Here is a 17673-nt window from a genome sequence, read left to right on the forward strand (position 1 = left end):
TGTCTCCTTTAAAATGGGATGTTCTGGTCGTATTGGTCGTACTGTGCCTGCGGTTGGGGGGCAGGTTGCTGTCCGTTACGAGCCTGCTGGTACTGGTTTGGTTGCTGCTGATGTTGGGCGGGCTGTTGTTGTGGAGTGTGATAGCCGTTCTGGGCTCCACTGTTGTTTGATCGATCATCTGGTCGGTCCAGCATCTGCATCTGGCCGTTGAAGCCGTCAACAATGACTTCCGTGGTGTAACGGTCCGTTCCGTCATTGGCCTGCCACTTCCGAGTCTGGAGCTTGCCTTCGATGTAGACCTTGCTGCCTTTCTTCAGGTACTGCTGGGCAATTTCGGCGGTCTTGCCGAAGATCACAACGCGGTGCCACTCGGTTTTTTCCCGTTGCTGGCCGGACTGTTTATCCAGCCATTTTTCACTGGTGGCGATGGACAGGTTGGCAATGGGAGCGCCGTCCGGTTTAAAACGGACGTCGGGGTCATTGCCCACGTTGCCAATCAGGATGACTTTATTAATGCCTCTGCTCATTAGGATTCTCCTTCAGTTCAGGTAGCTGATGAGTTGGGGTAAGAATTTGCGGAAGGTGAGGGACATCAGCGCAAAGTCGGCGTCCAGTGCTTCTACTTTGCTGTTGGTCTCTACAGTGTCCCGTTCGGCCTGCAAAATATCGGTCATGGTTACGCCAGTGAGGCGCAGGTCTTCTTTCAGGGTGAAGGTGATGGCGTCTTGCCAGGTGAGCATCAGGGCAGATACCAGCATATCGTCCAGATGGTTGTGGATGGGCTGGCTGGTCAGGTCCATCTGTTTCGCTTTGAGCTGGCCGCCTTCGTCACCGGGTTCCCGCAGTTCGCAGACATCGCCGAAGACTAGGAGGCTGTCCGAGAACTAGCTATTGAAAAAACGAAAGCTTCAGCATTTTCTTGGCTGATCAAATATTGACCTAAATTTAGCCTGTTTTGGGGTAAAAATTGCGTTTTTTACCCTTTTGCTTGCCTTTATGCTGCCATTTTAAGCCTTTTTGCTTCTTCAAGACGGATTGATCCCGTTGAAACCGATTTGACAATTTTTTTGAAATTATAAGCACTGCAGACCAGTGAAAATTCTCCAGCCACTTTTTCCTTACCCCGGACACTGAACCCTCTGAATCCTGAGTTCTTGATTTGGCCAAAAGGCGGTTCCGCAATCACCTTGCGACGCTCATAAACCGCTTTGGCCTCTTTGGTTTCCATTTTGCGGTTCATCGCCTGGCGTATGGCTTCGTGGCGGTCTGTGCGAATCACTTTCCCCGGGTCTTTGTTGTCACCACTGCACCTTTTACGTAACGGGCAATCCCGGCAGATATCTTTACTGACGCGGTAGCTTTTGTGTTTTGCTTTGCTAGCCGTGTTATAAATCAGCTTCTCACCGGCAGGGCAGGTAAAGCTGTCGTCTGCTTCATGGTAAATAAAATCCGCTTTGACAAACTTTCTGTCAGAGTCTTCCAGTCCCTCTGTTGCAGGCTTCTCCTGTCGATCCGTAGCCATGTAAGCGTCAATGTTCGCATCATCAAACGCTTGCAGGTTGGGCCCTGAGTAATAGCCATTATCCTCACTCATTTTGCCAATGGACGCGTTATCTGTTGCTTCTGCAATGGCTTCAAGTGCAGGCTTTACTTCCTGCTTGTCATTGGCATGCTGGCTGATGTGCTGGCCAACAATGATACCATTATCGCTGTCGACGCTGATCTGGGCGTTATAACTGTACTGATAGCCACTGCCTTTTTTACCCATGATCCTGGCATCATGATCAGCAAAGCTGATTTGCTTTTTGTCGTCTATCGGCTTATCGGGATTCAGGGCCTGTTCCCGTTCTTCAAGCGCTTTTTTGGCCTCCTGGATTTTCTCTAACCGTTCCTGCTTGAATTGCAAGTCTTCAGGAATGCTGTAGCCAGTCTCCTGCTGATAAGCATCGTCCTCTTCACTGTCACTGGTTTCGGCTTTTTTAATCAGGGCCTCAACTTCAGCCATTAATTCAGCTTCTTTGGCCTTAAGTCGTGCGTAGCTCATGGCCTTATGCTTTGATGAGTCGGCTTTGAATTTGGAACCATCAAGAGCGATGTGGCCCAGCGAGGCCATCTGTAGTTCCCGGGCGAGCAGCACGCTCTGTTTGAAACTGCTTTTAAAAAAGGTGGCCTGGTTTTTACGAAAGTCACTGAGCACCCGGAAATTTGGGCAGTGCTGTTTGGCGATATACATGAAAGCCAAGTCCTGATTGCAGCGCCGTTCAATCTCCCTGGAGCTGAACACACCATGGCTATAGGCATAGATCAGGATCGATATAATCAGTCGTGGGTGGTAGGCATTCTGGCCAAGATGGTGATACTGCTTTTCCACTTCAGAGGTGTCGATATGCTTGAAGATATCTTCAAAAACGAAGCAATCATGATCTGGTGGCAGCAGGTCGAAGATGTTCGATGGGAACATCAGGTGCTGGTCAAAATCAGCAGGGTTATCTTTGAATTTGATTGATGACATCCGTTTCGGCAACAATAAAGTGGGCAGAAGATGCCTGATTATACTTAATCAGGCTATTCTCGGACAGCCTCCTAGGGGGCCAGGTGGCTCGCCGGTATCAAGCCAGCCGTGCATAACATCGCAGGGCATCCGGTTATAGGGTATCGAGATCGGCAAGCTGCCCAAGGCTTCACGGAGTTTGCTGGTCAGTTCCTCTGCCTGTTTGGCGGATCCGTTGACTATCAGCAGGCCGGTGACCAGGTCAATGTAGGCCTGGGTGTATTTGCTGCGGGTAAATGCCTGGGGCAGAAGCTCCCGAATAATGTCATCCTTGAGCGCTTTCTTTTCCTTGGCAAATACTTGCCGGTCCTGCTCTTCCTCAATCTGCTCGATTTTTTCGGCCAGTTTTTCCTTGATGACTTCCGCCGGCAGAAACTTTTCTTCTTTTCGGGTGCGGATCAGTATGCAGCCGTTGTTCTGGTGAACCAGGGCTTTGGTTTTCGCTCCAAGGGCGGAGATAAATCCGTAGCTGGACATATCGTGGGCACCGCAGCGGTGGAAGGTGGCCTCTTGCAGTTTTGCCTCCAGCATTTCGCCGGTTGGGGTGAAGGGTTCGTTAAATCGATAGACGTTGAGGTTTTTGAACCACATATTGCGTTTCCTTTTTATTGTTATTGGTTGGCTGCTTTACAGAGCAGGTGGCCAGCCTGTGGATCAGTTCAGTGGTTTTACCGTCCAGACTGTGGAGGGTTTGCCTTTGAATTGTTCCAGGTCTTTCATGGGGACTTTTGGCAGCATGGCTTTGAAGGCGTCCTGCCATTTCACGTTACCTTTGCGGTAGGTGGGGTAGAGCTGGAATTGGCTGCCTTTGGTTTTGGCACCACCGGTCAGGTCTATCAGGTCCTGTTTGGCCTTCTCTGCTTGGGCCCTGGCCGCATTCAGTGTTTGCAGGGCAAGATGGTAGCTCTGCTCAGCTTTCTGGAAGGTGTCGTCATGACGCACGACTGCCTCGGCGTAAGGATTGGGTAGTTTTCCTTGTTCGTGTAGTGCCTTAGCTTGCTTCAGATCAGCCTGGAATTGCTGCCAGCCTTCGATCAGTTCCTGACGACGGTAGTCGTGGGACTCGTAATAGACCCAGCGCAGGTTTTCCCGGGTACCATCGGAACAGACAAAGATGGCCCGCGCCTCTTGCTGACCACTGACCAGAAGCTGCTGCTCCAGTTGCCAGTAATAAGCAGGCTCAATACCTTCCCCTTCGATTTGAGCGACAACTTTCTGGTTCCACAGTTTGTGTTCAAAGATCAGTTTCCGATCCAGATCAAGGCCGTCGAAGCTGGCCAGCAGTGGCAGGCCTTCCACGTTACAGATACCGGTGACCGGGAACAGGGTTTTCATTTCCTGTTCTTCAATGATGGGACGGGCTGCTGCTTCTGCGGCGTGTCCCTGGTCGAACCGGCGCTGCTGCTGGGGGGTGACCACGGGGGTAAAGCCGGTGACTTTCTGATAGATCAGTTGGTCACGGGAAGTAAAGGGGCTGTCCCCCATCATGGCCGGGGCTTCACTGGCGGTGAAGTGTTCCCGGCGCAGGGCCTGACTCTTGATCACATCTCTCCAGCGCTGAACTGCCGGGCTATCTGCCAGGTTTTTACCCGATCCTGCAATTTCGCCCAGCCTTCCCATACCACTAACCAGCCGGGCTGCCCTGTATGCTTTGAATCACCCCAACCACCAAGCCGAGCAATCGTTTGAAGCAGCCAAGTGACTGTTGGCGGCTTATCGGGCAACGCTTTTTTTTCATAGGTTAGCCAGAGAACCTGCCATTCATCATCACTGACCACCTCATTCGCGAGTGTTTTTTCACTCCAAAGCTTTCTGTCTTTGTGCTGCCTGTCATTCGGTAACATTAATGCTTCACGGATTTGCATTAGTCTGACAGCGACAAACATTAATATGACCGCAAGTCGTTCAATGTTATCCGGAGATTGCAGACGAAGCCTTTCTACTCCTGCTCCCGATTTCCAAGCCTTATGGAACTCTTCTATTCGCCATCGGAGCTCGTAAAATCGAATGATAGAGCGACAGTATTCGAATGTTTCAATATCTTCAGTTGTCAATAGTACCCAGTGCAAACGGTCTTCGGAGTCATTGCCAATCTCTTCAGCCGACACAATATTCATAGTTACCGGTTCCGGCCTGCCGCCTGGCCTTTGCGGCGCCTGTATTGTCATCTTCTTTCTTTTGACCTGCAGCGTTGCCTTTCGCTTCTTTCTACCTCCTTTTTGAGGAACCACTATCGTATATTTCCCCAACACTTCAGTCTGAGCTAAGGAATCAAATAATAAGAGTTCGCCATCCACCAGGATTCTGTTTTGTGTAGCTCTTACAACAAACCGCTGTCGGTTATCCAGTTTGTAGTGCATATATTCGTATATATCCGCCTCCCGGTCGCAAACACTGATGATGTCAGGCATTTTACCCCCCATCCTTTGTTCTGTGTTTTCAGAGGCTCTTTGCCACTTAAAGCTTTCCTTTCCCTCGTAAGGTAGCTGACGACGTTGGTTCTTTTTCCCCCGCTGAACGTCCTCTCTAACCCATCGTTCTTGATCAATAAGCCCAATGCTTCGCTCTGTATCCGCATCAACCAAGAAGACAGAGTGGACGTGGAATCCTCTGGTTTTAGAGCCTTCAGGACCTCCAAGATCACCAAGCTCGGATCTGACAGCATGTTTATAACCCAGGGTTGTTGTATCTTCGAGAGCCAGAAGTAGGCGAGACTGTCTCGCTATTTTGGCAGTTGCCTGAAAGCCTGCCTCAGCTATTGCTTCAGGCTTTACGGCCTCATTCTCAATCAGCCGGTAAGCTCCAGTTACCAGTGCGGTATAACCTTCGCATGAAGATGACAAAGAATTACCGGTATGAGCTGAAAGCTCGGCAGCAACTTTGACAAGTCGTTTTGTACGTCGAGTATCGCCCAAATCAGCACATCCAAAAGTTAGTTCTGACCATGGTTTAGGAGAAAGTGGAAGCATGACCTGTTTTATCAGTGAGAAATGATAGAACAAGGTAGCTATTTGTGATCAAGAGACAGGCGCAGGGCCAGCCATTCAGGGCTGCCCTGTTGGACGTTAATCAGTTTCATTTATTGGCCTTCTTGTTGGATGGATTGAAGGTGCTGGACCTGCTGGGGAGAAAGGGGGGCCCTGCTTTCGGCGTTGATGATGATGTCTTCCACGGTGTTGCGACCGGATTCGATACGGGCTGTCCAGTCTGGCAGGTTGCGCTGGTAGTCTTCGTCCGGGTATACCGAAGGTTTGTCAGTGGGCACGTCTGGTGCATAGCCGTCTACATCTTCATCGGTGCAGGCCGCGCCAAGAATGCCTACCAGGGCGATCCGCTTCAGGTAGGTGACAGCAGACGACATTTGCTGGATCGGATTTTTCCTGCCGCTGGCGTCCACGGGGCCAGATACGGTATTGCTGATAGCGTGACCGGATACATGGCCCAGATGACAGGTGATCGTGATAACGGTAACCGTCACGGGTCGTGTTTCTATGATGCCGTGTTGCTGTTCTACTTCCTGCTGTGTCTGTACCTGTTCCTGCGACTGTTCAAACCAGTAGCTCAGGCCAAACTTGTGCAGCACAGGTTGTACCGCTTGCACCACATCATCCATGGAGGCATAGGTGTATGACATCATGCCGCCTTTACTGGTGGTGAAGCTGGTCTTTTTGCTCTTTTTGACCGCAGGCAGCTCTTTCTGAAAAGCGGCAAAGGCGTGGTTAAACTGTTGCTTTGCCAGGATCTCCTGACCCTGTTCGTAGAGTTTCATCACCCGTTCCAGAGTCTCGATACTGGAGCCCTTTTCCAGTGCTATATTGAGCAACAGACCAACGTCGCTAATCGCCCTGGTATCGGGAACCACCATAGGAGTGGCATCCTCCGGCAGTCGTTGTTGTTCTTTCTTTTTAGCGGGCATGGCGGCGAGCCTCATCGGTGATAATTCGGTTTCTGACGGCCAGCACCTGATCGGCAATTTCCATACGGAAACTTTTCTCCAGTGCGTTGGATAATGAACGGTGCAGTTCACACCAGGCACGGAAATCAACGATCACGGCATCACTGGTTTTCGGGTCATTACGCCATGCGGCAATTTCATCCCTAATGACTCGATAAATCTGGAGAACCGTCATATCCGGTGTGATTTTTTTGGCAATGCGATCTTTCAGGATGCAGACCTTGCCGTAGTCATAGGTGTACTGATTGATGTTCAGCCAGTCGCTGATACCGGTGACCACCGGTTCCTCCAGTCGGTTGCTGTTGTTTATTGGGTCAGCCATTGCAATAACCTCTCTGCCTGGCATAGTGGATGATGTCCCGGCCAGAGAGGCGGGAGCCTTTGATGTGGTCGCATTGATGGCGCAGGTCCTGAACCGCCAGCCAGCGGTAACCCTGCAATGGGTGGAATTCTTCCGTGGTGAGCAGCTTCAGGAAATCGGGCAGGTTCAGAACGCCCATACCGCTGATGACGATGCACTGTTGTGATTCCAGCCGTTCCTGGAAGCCGGTTTCGATCCGTTCCAGCTCGGATTCGATAAACTCCGCAAGGGCTTCTTTGTGGTCAGCGGCACGGAGGGTGCCATAGGGATCGAGTCGTACTGCGTCCATTGGTTTGCCTTTCTATTTAAAATTTCTACATATTTTATAAATTGTGAACTAGGTGTTCACAAGGGGGAACACTATTTTATTTTTCTATCAGTTTTATTTCTTCAATAGATTGGATAGATGGACTTTGGCAGAGGGGGTAGAGAAGGTTTCTAAATCCATGGATGGGATGCTGTAGTGGATTAAACCCTTGCAAGGTGGTTTACAGGCAGATATGGAAACCGCAAAAGAGAGGGCGGCAGTCTTCACATTGGTGAACGAAGCGCCGAAGGGGCAGGTGATACGGTTTATCGGTGCAGCATTTTCATAACCTGACAAAACTCTACTGCGATGCCCGGCCCCGGGCTGATGTGAGAGAATGACAGGTTGAATGTTTATGGCCGCTGTAACAGCGGCCGGGGATTCTGGGTTGGCTGGCCATTAGACCAGTGAAGTCCGGCAGGCCACGGCGGTGCCTTTGAAGATCTCTTTCAGGTCACCATGATATTCAATGTTAAGGGTGTCCTGGTAGTGGGGGTTGATTACCTTCAGCCGGTGCAGGTCTTTACCCAGCTGTTGCCAGATCCGCAGTTTCAATTCGTTGTTATGGTGGATCAGGATGATATTGCCGCTTTGGGGTTTCCGGTCCCGGTCAATCTGAATGGTGCTGCCCACAGGAACGTGGGTTCGCTCTGCATTCATCGGTTCGATCATGGAGTCATTGTTCATGGTTACCAGAAAGCTGTCGCCATCTGATTCAACCAGACGTATACCGGAATCCCGGTGGGCGATCCGGCTTTTTTCTTCCAGTTCATCCAGAAAAGCATTGGTTTCTTCAAGACTGATATAGGGCAGCTTTGACGGATCGGGTTTGTCTTCTCCGGTATCCAGCCATTCAATACTAACCCCAAGAACGTTGGCAATTTGCGATCGGTACTTGTAGTTAGGCGACCGCTGACCGCTTAACCACATACTGAAGGCTCCCTTGCTGCACCCGATTTGCCGAACGACATCGGCGTCTTTCAGGTTCAGTTCCACCATTTTGTCTTTAACTCGGTCTAACCAGTTCACACTGCCTTACCTTTGTTTCTCTCCATTCCTGAATAAAAAATTAACACGGGTGTGAAACAGTTTCACAGGGGGAAATAGTTTACAGGGTCCACGGTTACTGGTTATTCTTCTTTTTAGTTCACGACTGTGAACTATTGCAAGAAATAAAACAGAAAAGGAAATTCGAGTGTGAACAGTATCTGTGTACCCTCTACTCCCCGGCAGTACCTGCAATTACCCCGTAAAGCCTGCGGCCTGAAAACGACCAAACCTGTTATCTCCGTTTCCCGGTATGGCCATTGCCCCTGGGCTGATGATAGCGACCAGCACCTGAAACAGGAGGTAGCCCATGATTGACCCGATTGAACAGGGCATTAATCCCAACCCGCAATGCGCTGTGGAAATTGAGTGGCCATTAAGTGACCGGCCAAATCAGTCGCTGGATCAGGAGGTCTATCTGACTCTTAAAGCCAGGCATCCGGATATTGATCTGGATCGGGAAATGGTCAGTGCTTTCCACTACATGCTCAATGAATTTGCCGCCCCGTCTGATGCCTCTGGTGTGAAGAAATTCCTGGATGGCTGGATGCACACCAACCAGAAATACCAGCAACAGAGAAATCAGGCTGACCGTTATTTCCCCGTAAAGGGAGGTGAGCGATGAAGGACTTTGGCAAGGTGTCCTCCGGGTTCTGGGTCAGTGATGATATCCAGCCCATGTTGGACAGGGCCAAGCTGATGGCCCTGTATCTGCTGACCAACCGGCATGGCAACCTGATCGGTATCTTCAAATTGACCAGGGGCTATATGGCCGATGACCTGTGCTGGGATCGGTCGGCGGTTCAGAAGGCTCTGGACGAACTGGTTTCTAACAACTTTCTAACACTCTCCGAACGGGGAGACTACCTGTGCATCAATCGGTTTATGGAGCATAACCCGACCGTTAATCAGAAGCAGATCATTGCCCGACTTCGGGCATTGACGGAGCTGCCGGACACCCTGCCGATGTTGCTGCCGGAGGCGGTGCCGGTGGTTCAGCGGGTGCTGGATAAGCGTAACTATTCAGCACTGAGCAAAGGCATATTACAGTAATTCCGAACAGCTCTATGAAGTGATTGATATATGTCCATTCCCTGTTTTCTGGCAGACGACAAATAGCTGCGAATCCGTGCAAACATAGAACCACCGTCTGCACTCCTGAAGCAGCCTGAGATTTTCTGCTTTAACTTGGCCATTCGAACATCCCGCTCACTGCCATTGTTATCGAAGGGAATGGTAAAATCTGACATGAAGCGCAGTGTCTCAGCCTTGAACTCAGTGAGTCGTTTGAAGAGATTGTAAGCTTTAGTATTCTTGTAACTGTTCAGCACCCCCACATAAATCTGGAATTTTCTGATTTTTATACCATCCTCTTAAGCACCATTTTTCCACAATATTCGCCAGCATGATTCCAGAACTACCCGCAACTATGTCGGCTGAGATTCTCTTGAAAGAGAATGCAGAGCTGCGGATGAGAGTTGCCTGTCTGGAAGAGCGATGTCGAGAATTGGAAGAAAAGGTTGGCAAGAACAGTCAAAACAGCAGCAAGCCGCCATCGTCTGATGGTTATCAAAAACCTTGTAAAAACAGTAATTCTCCAGATCATTCTGACGACCTTTCCGCAGATAAAGGTACCGATCCATCGGATGAAAAACCCAATCCTAAAAGTCTGAGACAGTCTTCTGGTAATAAAGCCGGTGGAAAGAAAGGGCATCAGGGCACTTGTCTTAAACAGGTCGATATCCCTGACTATATTGAGTACCTTCCGGTTAAAGAATGCACTTAGGGTAGACATTAAGCTCAAAAAAGGTTCGTTTCCGGCGGCAGAACCCACCTTGAACAGCCACAATAAAGCTTCGAAACCATTATCAATGGCTGAACAAGATGAGTACTGCAAATAGTAGATTAGTTGAAAAAAACTGTTGACCTGTTTCGACCGGTCAGAACTCCTAAGTATGGCGGAACAGCTTGGTTTTACTATACGACATCGAGATATCCGTCCTTTGGATTTTATCCTCTCACTGATCGATGCCCTCGCTGGTGATGGAAACTGCGATACCCAGGCGGATCTACACCGTAAATTTAACGAGTTGACGGGGCTGAATGTCTCTTATCGTTCTCGGGCAAATCAAGCTAAAAAGGACGCGCTGCCTACTCTTATCCTGTGGCTATGGGTGCAGTGTCTGGAAATATTTTCCCGCAAAGTCATGGCGTTTGATGAAGACAGTCCATTTTCAGAGTTTGAGCACATTCTGATTCAGGACGGTTCGTCACAAGCTGTCTATGATGCCCTGAAAGAAGCATTTCCCGGCAGGTTCTCAACGGTCAGTCCTGCTGCCGTCGAGCTTCATACGACAATGGATCTTCTCACCAACAACCTGGTGCGGGTGCAGCTGACTGAAGATACCCGTTCAGAAAGAGACTGTCTGCCACCACTGCCAACATCCATGGCCTATATCCTGATGCTAATGGATGCCGGTTATTTTGAGCTGGAACTCTTTGCCGCTATTGATGACAGGGAGGGTTCTTTTATCTGCAAGGCACCTCAGAGTATCAACCCGACGATACTCAGCGCGGTACGGGAGGATGGCAAGAATCTCAATCGCTACAAAGGACAAAAACTGAAGGATGTACTGTCTGGCTTCCCCAAAGACCAGTGCCTCGACCTGGATGTAGAATGGCCGGGATTCAAAGCCTGGCCATTCCGCTTGGTTGTCCGCTGGAATGACAAAAAACAGAAGTGGGTTTTCGTTGTGACCAACCTGAACCGGGTGGAGTTCACCTTGAGTGATGTGCTCCAGGCCTATCGTCTACGGTGGCAGATAGAGCTGATTTTCAAAGAGATCAAATCCTATTCAGGGTGGCATCGTTTTAGCACCAAATCAGCGACACTGGTGTTTAGCCTGATTCTGATGTCCTTTGTGGTTGTGACGTTGAAAAGGTACCTTGCCCATGCTGCACAGGCGAACCTCTGTGAAAGTGGGAGCATTGAGGAAATCTCGACGCACAAGGTGATGAAAAGTGGGACTCACCTGTTTGGTAATGTGATTTCATCGTTGATAAATGCAGGAAAGTCATTGGTCTCATGCATTAAAAAGCTACTGGACTTCTGGCGAAATAATGCGAAACGAGAACACCCTGCACGGGATGGTTGTTCAGGGCGTACAAGATTAGGCTTCTGTGCAGTGGGTGGAGCTTAATGTCTACCTTAAGAAAGAATGCAATAAATGTCAGGCGTCTCTTCTTGATAGTGAGCCGGTCAAATATATTGAACGACAGGTGTTTGAACCAGGGAGACCGGGTGAATTTGAAGTAACGGCCCATAGAGCTGAAGTAAAAATCTGCACTTGTGGTTGTCGGAATCAGGCTGAATTCCCGGAAGGTGTTACCGCTGCCGCACAATATGGCTCAGCCACACAGGCTATGGCCGTCTATCTTAACCAATACCATTTCCTGCCTTTTAAGCGCGTGTCAGAGTATTTTAATACTCTCTATAAAATGAGTGTAAGTGCAGGCACTGTCGCCAATTTTGTGGCCAGAACCTATGAAAATCTGGCTTCTACTGAAGAGGTTATTCGTGACGCCTTGCGGGAATCGTCTGTTGCCGGAGCCGATGAAACGGGTATGCGGGCCGAGGGCTCTTTGCACTGGCTACACGTTATGCGGGATGAACAATGGACGCTCTACTACTTGTCTGAAAAGCGAGGTCGTAACTATTCAGCACTGAGCAAAGGCATATTACAGTAATTCCGAACAGCTCTATGAAGTGATTGATATATGTCCATTCCCTGTTTTCTGGCAGACGACAAATAGCTGCGAATCCGTGCAAACATAGAACCACCGTCTGCACTCCTGAAGCAGCCTGAGATTTTCTGCTTTAACTTGGCCATTCGAACATCCCGCTCACTGCCATTGTTATCGAAGGGAATGGTAAAATCTGACATGAAGCGCAGTGTCTCAGCCTTGAACTCAGTGAGTCGTTTGAAGAGATTGTAAGCTTTAGTATTCTTGACTTTCTTGCGCTTAAGCTCCTCTCGTTGCTTCTCCATATAGACGACTTCTTTCATTAGAGCCCGCTGAAGCAACCGGTCATAAATCTTCTCGATTCGTTCACAGACAACACTTGGCATCTGTAGCATACCTATGGTCTTAAAGCCCTTGCAGTAATGCCAGGAAAGCCTCAGTAGCTTCATCAATCGCAACGCCAGTTGATTGCTGTCCCTATCAACAACACCCAAAAGCTCCCTCAGGTGATGGGCATTGCAAAGTACGTGAGTTGCCGCATATGCAAAATAGGATTTCCAATGATCATGAACCAGAACGCCTGCAAATGTTAGCAGTATGCCCATCGTGTCCATGGCCTCACGACCTCGCTTTTCAGACAAGTAGTAGAGCGTCCATTGTTCATCCCGCATAACGTGTAGCCAGTGCAAAGAGCCCTCGGCCCGCATACCCGTTTCATCGGCTCCGGCAACAGACGATTCCCGCAAGGCGTCACGAATAACCTCTTCAGTAGAAGCCAGATTTTCATAGGTTCTGGCCACAAAATTGGCGACAGTGCCTGCACTTACACTCATTTTATAGAGAGTATTAAAATACTCTGACACGCGCTTAAAAGGCAGGAAATGGTATTGGTTAAGATAGACGGCCATAGCCTGTGTGGCTGAGCCATATTGTGCGGCAGCGGTAACACCTTCCGGGAATTCAGCCTGATTCCGACAACCACAAGTGCAGATTTTTACTTCAGCTCTATGGGCCGTTACTTCAAATTCACCCGGTCTCCCTGGTTCAAACACCTGTCGTTCAATATATTTGACCGGCTCACTATCAAGAAGAGACGCCTGACATTTATTGCATTCTTTAACCGGAAGGTACTCAATATAGTCAGGGATATCGACCTGTTTAAGACAAGTGCCCTGATGCCCTTTCTTTCCACCGGCTTTATTACCAGAAGACTGTCTCAGACTTTTAGGATTGGGTTTTTCATCCGATGGATCGGTACCTTTATCTGCGGAAAGGTCGTCAGAATGATCTGGAGAATTACTGTTTTTACAAGGTTTTTGATAACCATCAGACGATGGCGGCTTGCTGCTGTTTTGACTGTTCTTGCCAACCTTTTCTTCCAATTCTCGACATCGCTCTTCCAGACAGGCAACTCTCATCCGCAGCTCTGCATTCTCTTTCAAGAGAATCTCAGCCGACATAGTTGCGGGTAGTTCTGGAATCATGCTGGCGAATATTGTGGAAAAATGGTGCTTAAGAGGATGGTATAAAAATCAGAAAATTCCAGATTTATGTGGGGGTGCTGAACAGTTACATTTCATTTTTGGTTTGCTCTGCATATCGTCTTACCTTTTTTGTCTTCAAGTCGGTGTACAGGATGGTTTTCTCGATCAATTTATAGGCGACAGGAATCGACGCATCTCCGGCATGGTAGTGTGCATTGAGCAGATTTATACCTTTCACGGTGCGATTTTTTGTATGATCAAAATGCCAGGTGTTCAGGGCATTCTCTTTGCTGAACTGCTTTTCCTGAATCGTATCGTCAAAGATCAAAACCCCATCACTGCACTCAACCTGTCGCACGACGGGTTTAACGTAAAGCCATAAGTCACGACTGGTAAACTCATTGTTTGAAAGCAATCGGGTGAATTGGTCATGACTGTAGACATTATCCAAAAGCTCTGACACTCCCGTTGCAGTGGTCTTCCCAGACGACGACAACAGGTAGTCAGAATAAAGTTCTATGAGATCATTTTTCATGCCACCAATAATGGCTGATTTTCAGCAAGGTGCGTAACTTGAGTCGTTAAATTTACGGTGTAGATCCGCCTGGGTATCGCAGTTTCCATCACCAGCGAGGGCATCGATCAGTGAGAGGATAAAATCCAAAGGACGGATATCTCGCTGTCGTATAGTAAAACCAAGCTGTTCCGCCATACTTAGGAGTTCTGACCGGTCGAAACAGGTCAACAGTTTTTTTCAACTAATCTACTATTTGCAGTACTCATCTTGTTCAGCCATTGATAATGGTTTCGAAGCTTTATTGTGGCTGTTCAAGGTGGGTTCTGCCGCCGGAAACGAACCTTTTTTGAGCTTAATGTCTACCCTAAGAGTACAGTTTTGACGTCCGGGTGATTCAGGGATGGAATTATCTGATGTTGATTAGTGGGAGAGAACTTTGGGATGATTTCGCTGTAATCTGGCTCCCAATCTATACCTGACGATTCAGGTCGCCCTGTCGGGTGTTCGGCAGAAAATGAAGAGGAATCATCATCCGGGTCAATCTCCATTGGCTGCGGGTGGACAATAACCGCAGGGTGTGAGGCACTGACTTCATGCTCGACCATTGAGAAAGTTGCAGCCCGCTCAGTCAATGCTGATGTGCCAGCCTCTCGGGTATTCACCCGTTGCCGACACCTCCGTTTTTTCGGCGGCCGTTTCGATTCGCCAAACTGCTCTGTTGAATCCTCCCGAGCTTGCCTGTTTTCCCTGTCAACAGGGTGAACCCTATGTCCGGAGAAATAGCGCTTTCGGTTATTGTCGTCCGGTAATGGCTCAGTAGCGCCGGTAGCAGTCAGCAGAATACCCATGGCGTTCATGGCTTCGTATCCTTATTTCTCTGACAGGTAATTAGCGGTTTTAGTGGCCTTTTCTTTTCGTTCACGTCGTTCACGGCAACACGCTTCAAGTCAGGCACCTGAGTTCAGAGTTCCCCGTTCAAAGCCCCATCCGTCAATAGTGCTGAGTCTACTTTTCGAAACAGGTTAAACGTAAGGTTGAGGAAATGTGTAATGCAGAATGGTAGAAAATCACAAAAAGTCCAGAGAATTTATGGTGAGGCTGAACAGTAAACTACATACTGCTCTCGCCAGTACCTGCAAGTTTTCCCATCATTATATTCAATGCCATGATAGGAGAAGTTGCTTCACACATTACGACCTGTCGCCCCTCCACAGATAACTGATAGCATTTCTTCTCAGAAACAGGGGGAACAGCCGCTTCACTGGCAGGAAGATAACCGGTATGGTTTGGTAAATAGCTAATATGAATGTTCTTACTATACCTCATCCAGTTTGAGATCGTGGCTTCTTCTGTGAATCCGGCACCAACAATACCCTGAGTGGCGGCATTGTAAATACCACTGTCTTTATCCGGTTTTGGTTTAAGAGCAGGGAGCGTACTGACTACTGACTTTGGTATTGTTGGCGGTGTGAAATCAGCTGGTAATGAAAACGTTGGGCCATTTCCATTATCAATTCCGGTGGTCAAGTCCTGCTTGACCATTTTTTCTACACTCTTCTCCTTCTGGCGTTGATTTTGAAACCATACTCCAACCTGTTTTTCAGTCATTCCAAGATGAGTTGCCAGATCCGATTTTTGCTTTTTTGTAAGATATCCATTCCTTCTGAAAACCTTCAAAAGCTCATGTTTCTGATGAGCTGACAGGAGCTGTCTCCTCCTGTCTACTGACTCACGCCCTGTGTTTTCTTCCCTGGCCACTGGCTCATCCGCTTTACCATGACTACGCAATTCAGAACTCTGGATATAGGTATATGGGCTGGCAAGTAATGCTGAACACCTTTGCGACAACATAGTGCTCTCAGGCGTGTCATGGCCGCTACTGACATTCATATTCCCCATACCCACAACAGTTTGCGCTGAGAAGCCGGGACCGGGGAGATTGACCTTCAGAGCCTGCTGATGCCAGAAAGCACCACTTCCCTGCGCAGGGCTGGAAAAGAAATGAGCCAATTCGCATGAGCTTGCTGTACTTTGCGGGCACCCCGCTGCTCCACTATGTGCTCCACTGTGATCAACATTCACTTTCGCAACCCCTCTTTTCTGAGCATGTCTCGTAACTCCCTTTTTAAAATTTTTCCCGTGGCGCTGAGTGGAAATTCCTGAAAAATCCGAACATATCTCGGGTATTTATAATCCCCCAGTTGCTGCCGTGCCCAGGTTTTAAACAGTTCAGGGGATAGTTCACAACCTTCATGGAGAATCAGACATGCCAGAATCTCTTCAACATAGTAATCATCCGGTACGCCAATGACTGCCGCCTGGATAATGTCAGGGTGTGCCAGTAGAACCTCTTCCACTTCCCTGGGATAAACATTAAAGCCGCCACGAATAATCAGGTCTTTCTTACGGTCAACAATATAGTAGTTGCCTGCTTCATCCCGACGAGCGATGTCCCCCGTATAGAACCAGCCATCTTTCATCACCTCTGCGGTCTGTTCAGGCTTGTTGAAATACCCTTTCATCACGTTATGGCCACGAATGGCCAGCTCTCCATCCTGACCAAAAGACAGCGATTGCCCTTCATTACCAACCACTTTCAATGCGACACCGGGAACAGGACGCCCGATGGAGCCGGCTATACGTTCCTGATCCAGCGTGTTGAAACAGGCCACCGGTGACGTCTCTGACAGTCCATACCCTTCAAGAATGGCTACCTTAAAATTACCCTCAAATGTCTTCATAACTTCCACTGGCATAGGGCCTCCACCACTGATACAGAGCCTGAGCCGATCAGAAATGATGTGCCGGTCAGCCTCAGTCAACTCAGCCTCAGCACCATTCAAGGCAATGTACATGGTGGGTACACCAGCAAAAAATGAAATCTTCTCCTGTACCAGCATTTCCAGTGTTTTCGTTGCCTCAAAACGAGCCATTAATACCATTGTGGAGGCAGACGCCACCGCATGAAGCATGTGCACCGTCTGAGCAAAAATATGAAATAACGGCAGCACCACCAGGTGGGTATCACTGACATCAGTCGCTAGCATGGACGTAAGGATCAGCGCGTTCATCGACAGATTATGATGAGTCAGTTCTGCCCCTTTTGGTCGACCGGTGGTCCCGGAGGTATAGATAATCGTCGCGGTATCATCGGCAGTTTTATCCTGTGGCATTTTCAGTGAACCCGCTGATAAAAGTACCGATAAGGTGGACTGACCTTTCCACACTTCCTTTTCCGGGTCTGCTGTAATCACAAAAAAGTGCTCACAGTGGCTCACCTGCTGAAAAGCTTCCAGTCCGAACTGCCCCAGTGGCAGCTCACTTGACCCTTCAAAACACAGAAAGGCAACGGCCTGGCTGTCTGTCAGGTGGTAAGCAATTTCCTTCGGCTTCAATAAAATATTCAAGGGAACCACAACGGCACCGGCACTAAGAATACCGTAATACACCATCAGGAACTGGGGAATATTGGGGCAGCTCATGGCGACCCGGTCACCGGGTTTTATGCCCTGTTGTTGCAGTCCTTTACCGATACTGGCAGCTGCCTCTTTTAATGCCTGATAACTGATCTGCAGGTCACCGTACACCACAGCGACTTTATCAGGATAGACAGCAGCGCTCCGATAAAGGAAATCAGCAAGATTGGACATAAAACCATCACTCTAAAAAGAATACCAATTGACTCCTTTCAGAAAGTAGACACCGAC

General features: G+C 48.8%; 22 protein-coding genes and 1 pseudogene. 6 read left to right on the forward strand and 17 right to left on the reverse strand.

What is annotated here, in order from left to right:
- Positions 1-8: 8 nt before the first annotated feature.
- The 10 genes and pseudogenes from ssb to MJO57_RS01345 form a co-directional block, all read right to left on the reverse strand.
- Positions 9-527 (reverse strand): single-stranded DNA-binding protein, encoded by a 519-nt coding sequence (ssb, locus tag MJO57_RS01300; protein ID WP_252022269.1) that lies wholly within the window; start codon positions 525-527, stop codon positions 9-11.
- 12 nt (positions 528-539) lie between these two features.
- Positions 540-857, reverse strand: a pseudogene (rdgC, locus tag MJO57_RS01305) (recombination-associated protein RdgC); the annotation flags it as partial.
- Positions 858-994: 137 nt separating this feature from the next.
- Complete coding sequence (locus tag MJO57_RS01310) at positions 995-2512, reverse strand: IS1182 family transposase (protein WP_252017502.1); 1518 nt, start codon at positions 2510-2512, stop codon at positions 995-997.
- 48 nt (positions 2513-2560) lie between these two features.
- On the reverse strand, positions 2561-3142 hold the full coding sequence (gene rdgC / locus MJO57_RS01315; RefSeq protein ID WP_252022271.1) for a recombination-associated protein RdgC: 582 nt from the start codon (positions 3140-3142) through the stop codon (positions 2561-2563).
- A 63-nt stretch (positions 3143-3205) separates the two neighbouring features.
- Positions 3206-4096 carry a YqaJ viral recombinase family protein gene (locus MJO57_RS01320; protein WP_252022273.1) on the reverse strand — a complete coding sequence of 297 codons (891 nt, stop codon included), beginning with the start codon at positions 4094-4096 and terminating at the stop codon, positions 3206-3208.
- On the reverse strand, positions 4093-5520 hold the full coding sequence (locus MJO57_RS01325) for an IS4 family transposase (RefSeq protein WP_252021044.1): 1428 nt from the start codon (positions 5518-5520) through the stop codon (positions 4093-4095). The genes MJO57_RS01320 and MJO57_RS01325 overlap by 4 nt, the downstream gene beginning before the upstream one ends.
- Positions 5521-5630: 110 nt before the next feature.
- Positions 5631-6482, reverse strand: coding sequence for an ERF family protein (locus tag MJO57_RS01330; protein ID WP_252022275.1), 852 nt, complete (start codon positions 6480-6482; stop codon positions 5631-5633).
- Positions 6457-6828, reverse strand: coding sequence for a hypothetical protein (locus MJO57_RS01335; protein ID WP_252022277.1), 372 nt, complete (start codon positions 6826-6828; stop codon positions 6457-6459). Before MJO57_RS01335 ends, MJO57_RS01330 begins: the two co-directional genes overlap by 26 nt.
- Positions 6821-7156 (reverse strand): hypothetical protein, encoded by a 336-nt coding sequence (locus MJO57_RS01340; RefSeq protein ID WP_252022279.1) that lies wholly within the window; start codon positions 7154-7156, stop codon positions 6821-6823. Before MJO57_RS01340 ends, MJO57_RS01335 begins: the two co-directional genes overlap by 8 nt.
- A 417-nt stretch (positions 7157-7573) precedes the next feature.
- Positions 7574-8203, reverse strand: coding sequence for a LexA family transcriptional regulator (locus MJO57_RS01345; protein WP_252022281.1), 630 nt, complete (start codon positions 8201-8203; stop codon positions 7574-7576).
- Positions 8204-8371: 168 nt separating this feature from the next.
- Between MJO57_RS01345 and MJO57_RS01350 the strand changes: the two genes are divergently transcribed.
- Genes MJO57_RS01350 through MJO57_RS01360 form a run of 3 tightly spaced genes read left to right on the forward strand, consistent with a single transcriptional unit; the run spans position 8372 to position 9274 of the window.
- A complete protein-coding gene (locus tag MJO57_RS01350; RefSeq protein ID WP_252022282.1) occupies positions 8372-8539 on the forward strand; it encodes a hypothetical protein in 168 nt (55 codons plus the stop codon).
- The gene (locus tag MJO57_RS01355) at positions 8532-8846 is read left to right on the forward strand and encodes a hypothetical protein (RefSeq protein ID WP_252022284.1); all 315 of its coding nucleotides are present in this window, start codon (positions 8532-8534) and stop codon (positions 8844-8846) included. The genes MJO57_RS01350 and MJO57_RS01355 overlap by 8 nt, the downstream gene beginning before the upstream one ends.
- Entirely contained in the window at positions 8843-9274 is a 432-nt protein-coding gene (locus MJO57_RS01360) for a hypothetical protein (RefSeq protein WP_252022286.1), read from the forward strand. The genes MJO57_RS01355 and MJO57_RS01360 overlap by 4 nt, the downstream gene beginning before the upstream one ends.
- Here the strand turns inward: MJO57_RS01360 and MJO57_RS01365 are convergent.
- On the reverse strand, positions 9241-9552 hold the full coding sequence (locus MJO57_RS01365; protein WP_252019089.1) for a transposase: 312 nt from the start codon (positions 9550-9552) through the stop codon (positions 9241-9243). The two genes, MJO57_RS01360 and MJO57_RS01365, sit on opposite strands and share 34 nt — an antisense overlap.
- 74 nt (positions 9553-9626) lie before the next feature.
- Here MJO57_RS01365 and MJO57_RS01370 point away from each other — a divergent pair, with 74 nt between their 5' ends.
- The 3 genes from MJO57_RS01370 to MJO57_RS01380 all read left to right on the forward strand — a co-directional run bounded on the left by MJO57_RS01370 (position 9627) and on the right by MJO57_RS01380 (position 11968).
- On the forward strand, positions 9627-10007 hold the full coding sequence (locus MJO57_RS01370; protein ID WP_252022288.1) for a DUF6444 domain-containing protein: 381 nt from the start codon (positions 9627-9629) through the stop codon (positions 10005-10007).
- Positions 10008-10143: 136 nt separating this feature from the next.
- Positions 10144-11421 carry an IS4 family transposase gene (locus MJO57_RS01375; protein WP_256493129.1) on the forward strand — a complete coding sequence of 426 codons (1278 nt, stop codon included), beginning with the start codon at positions 10144-10146 and terminating at the stop codon, positions 11419-11421.
- Entirely contained in the window at positions 11402-11968 is a 567-nt protein-coding gene (locus MJO57_RS01380; protein WP_252022292.1) for a transposase, read from the forward strand. Before MJO57_RS01375 ends, MJO57_RS01380 begins: the two co-directional genes overlap by 20 nt.
- Here MJO57_RS01380 and MJO57_RS01385 read toward each other — a convergent pair.
- From MJO57_RS01385 to MJO57_RS01410, 6 genes are all read right to left on the reverse strand, one after another.
- Positions 11935-13449 (reverse strand): IS66 family transposase, encoded by a 1515-nt coding sequence (locus MJO57_RS01385; RefSeq protein WP_252017330.1) that lies wholly within the window; start codon positions 13447-13449, stop codon positions 11935-11937. The two genes, MJO57_RS01380 and MJO57_RS01385, sit on opposite strands and share 34 nt — an antisense overlap.
- Before the next feature lie 85 nt (positions 13450-13534).
- Positions 13535-13984: a transposase gene (locus MJO57_RS01390; protein WP_252022294.1), complete on the reverse strand. Its 450-nt coding sequence runs from the start codon at positions 13982-13984 to the stop codon at positions 13535-13537.
- 21 nt (positions 13985-14005) lie between these two features.
- Positions 14006-14161, reverse strand: coding sequence for a hypothetical protein (locus MJO57_RS01395; RefSeq protein ID WP_252022296.1), 156 nt, complete (start codon positions 14159-14161; stop codon positions 14006-14008).
- A 164-nt stretch (positions 14162-14325) separates the two neighbouring features.
- Positions 14326-14823 carry a hypothetical protein gene (locus tag MJO57_RS01400; RefSeq protein ID WP_252022298.1) on the reverse strand — a complete coding sequence of 166 codons (498 nt, stop codon included), beginning with the start codon at positions 14821-14823 and terminating at the stop codon, positions 14326-14328.
- Positions 14824-15076: 253 nt separating this feature from the next.
- On the reverse strand, positions 15077-16048 hold the full coding sequence (locus MJO57_RS01405) for a homeobox domain-containing protein (RefSeq protein ID WP_252022300.1): 972 nt from the start codon (positions 16046-16048) through the stop codon (positions 15077-15079).
- A complete protein-coding gene (locus tag MJO57_RS01410) occupies positions 16045-17616 on the reverse strand; it encodes a long-chain fatty acid--CoA ligase (RefSeq protein ID WP_252022302.1) in 1572 nt (523 codons plus the stop codon). The genes MJO57_RS01405 and MJO57_RS01410 overlap by 4 nt, the downstream gene beginning before the upstream one ends.
- Positions 17617-17673 lie beyond the last annotated feature (57 nt).

The sequence above is a fragment of the Endozoicomonas sp. SCSIO W0465 genome (assembly GCF_023716865.1).
Classification (GTDB): Bacteria; Pseudomonadota; Gammaproteobacteria; order Pseudomonadales; family Endozoicomonadaceae; genus Endozoicomonas.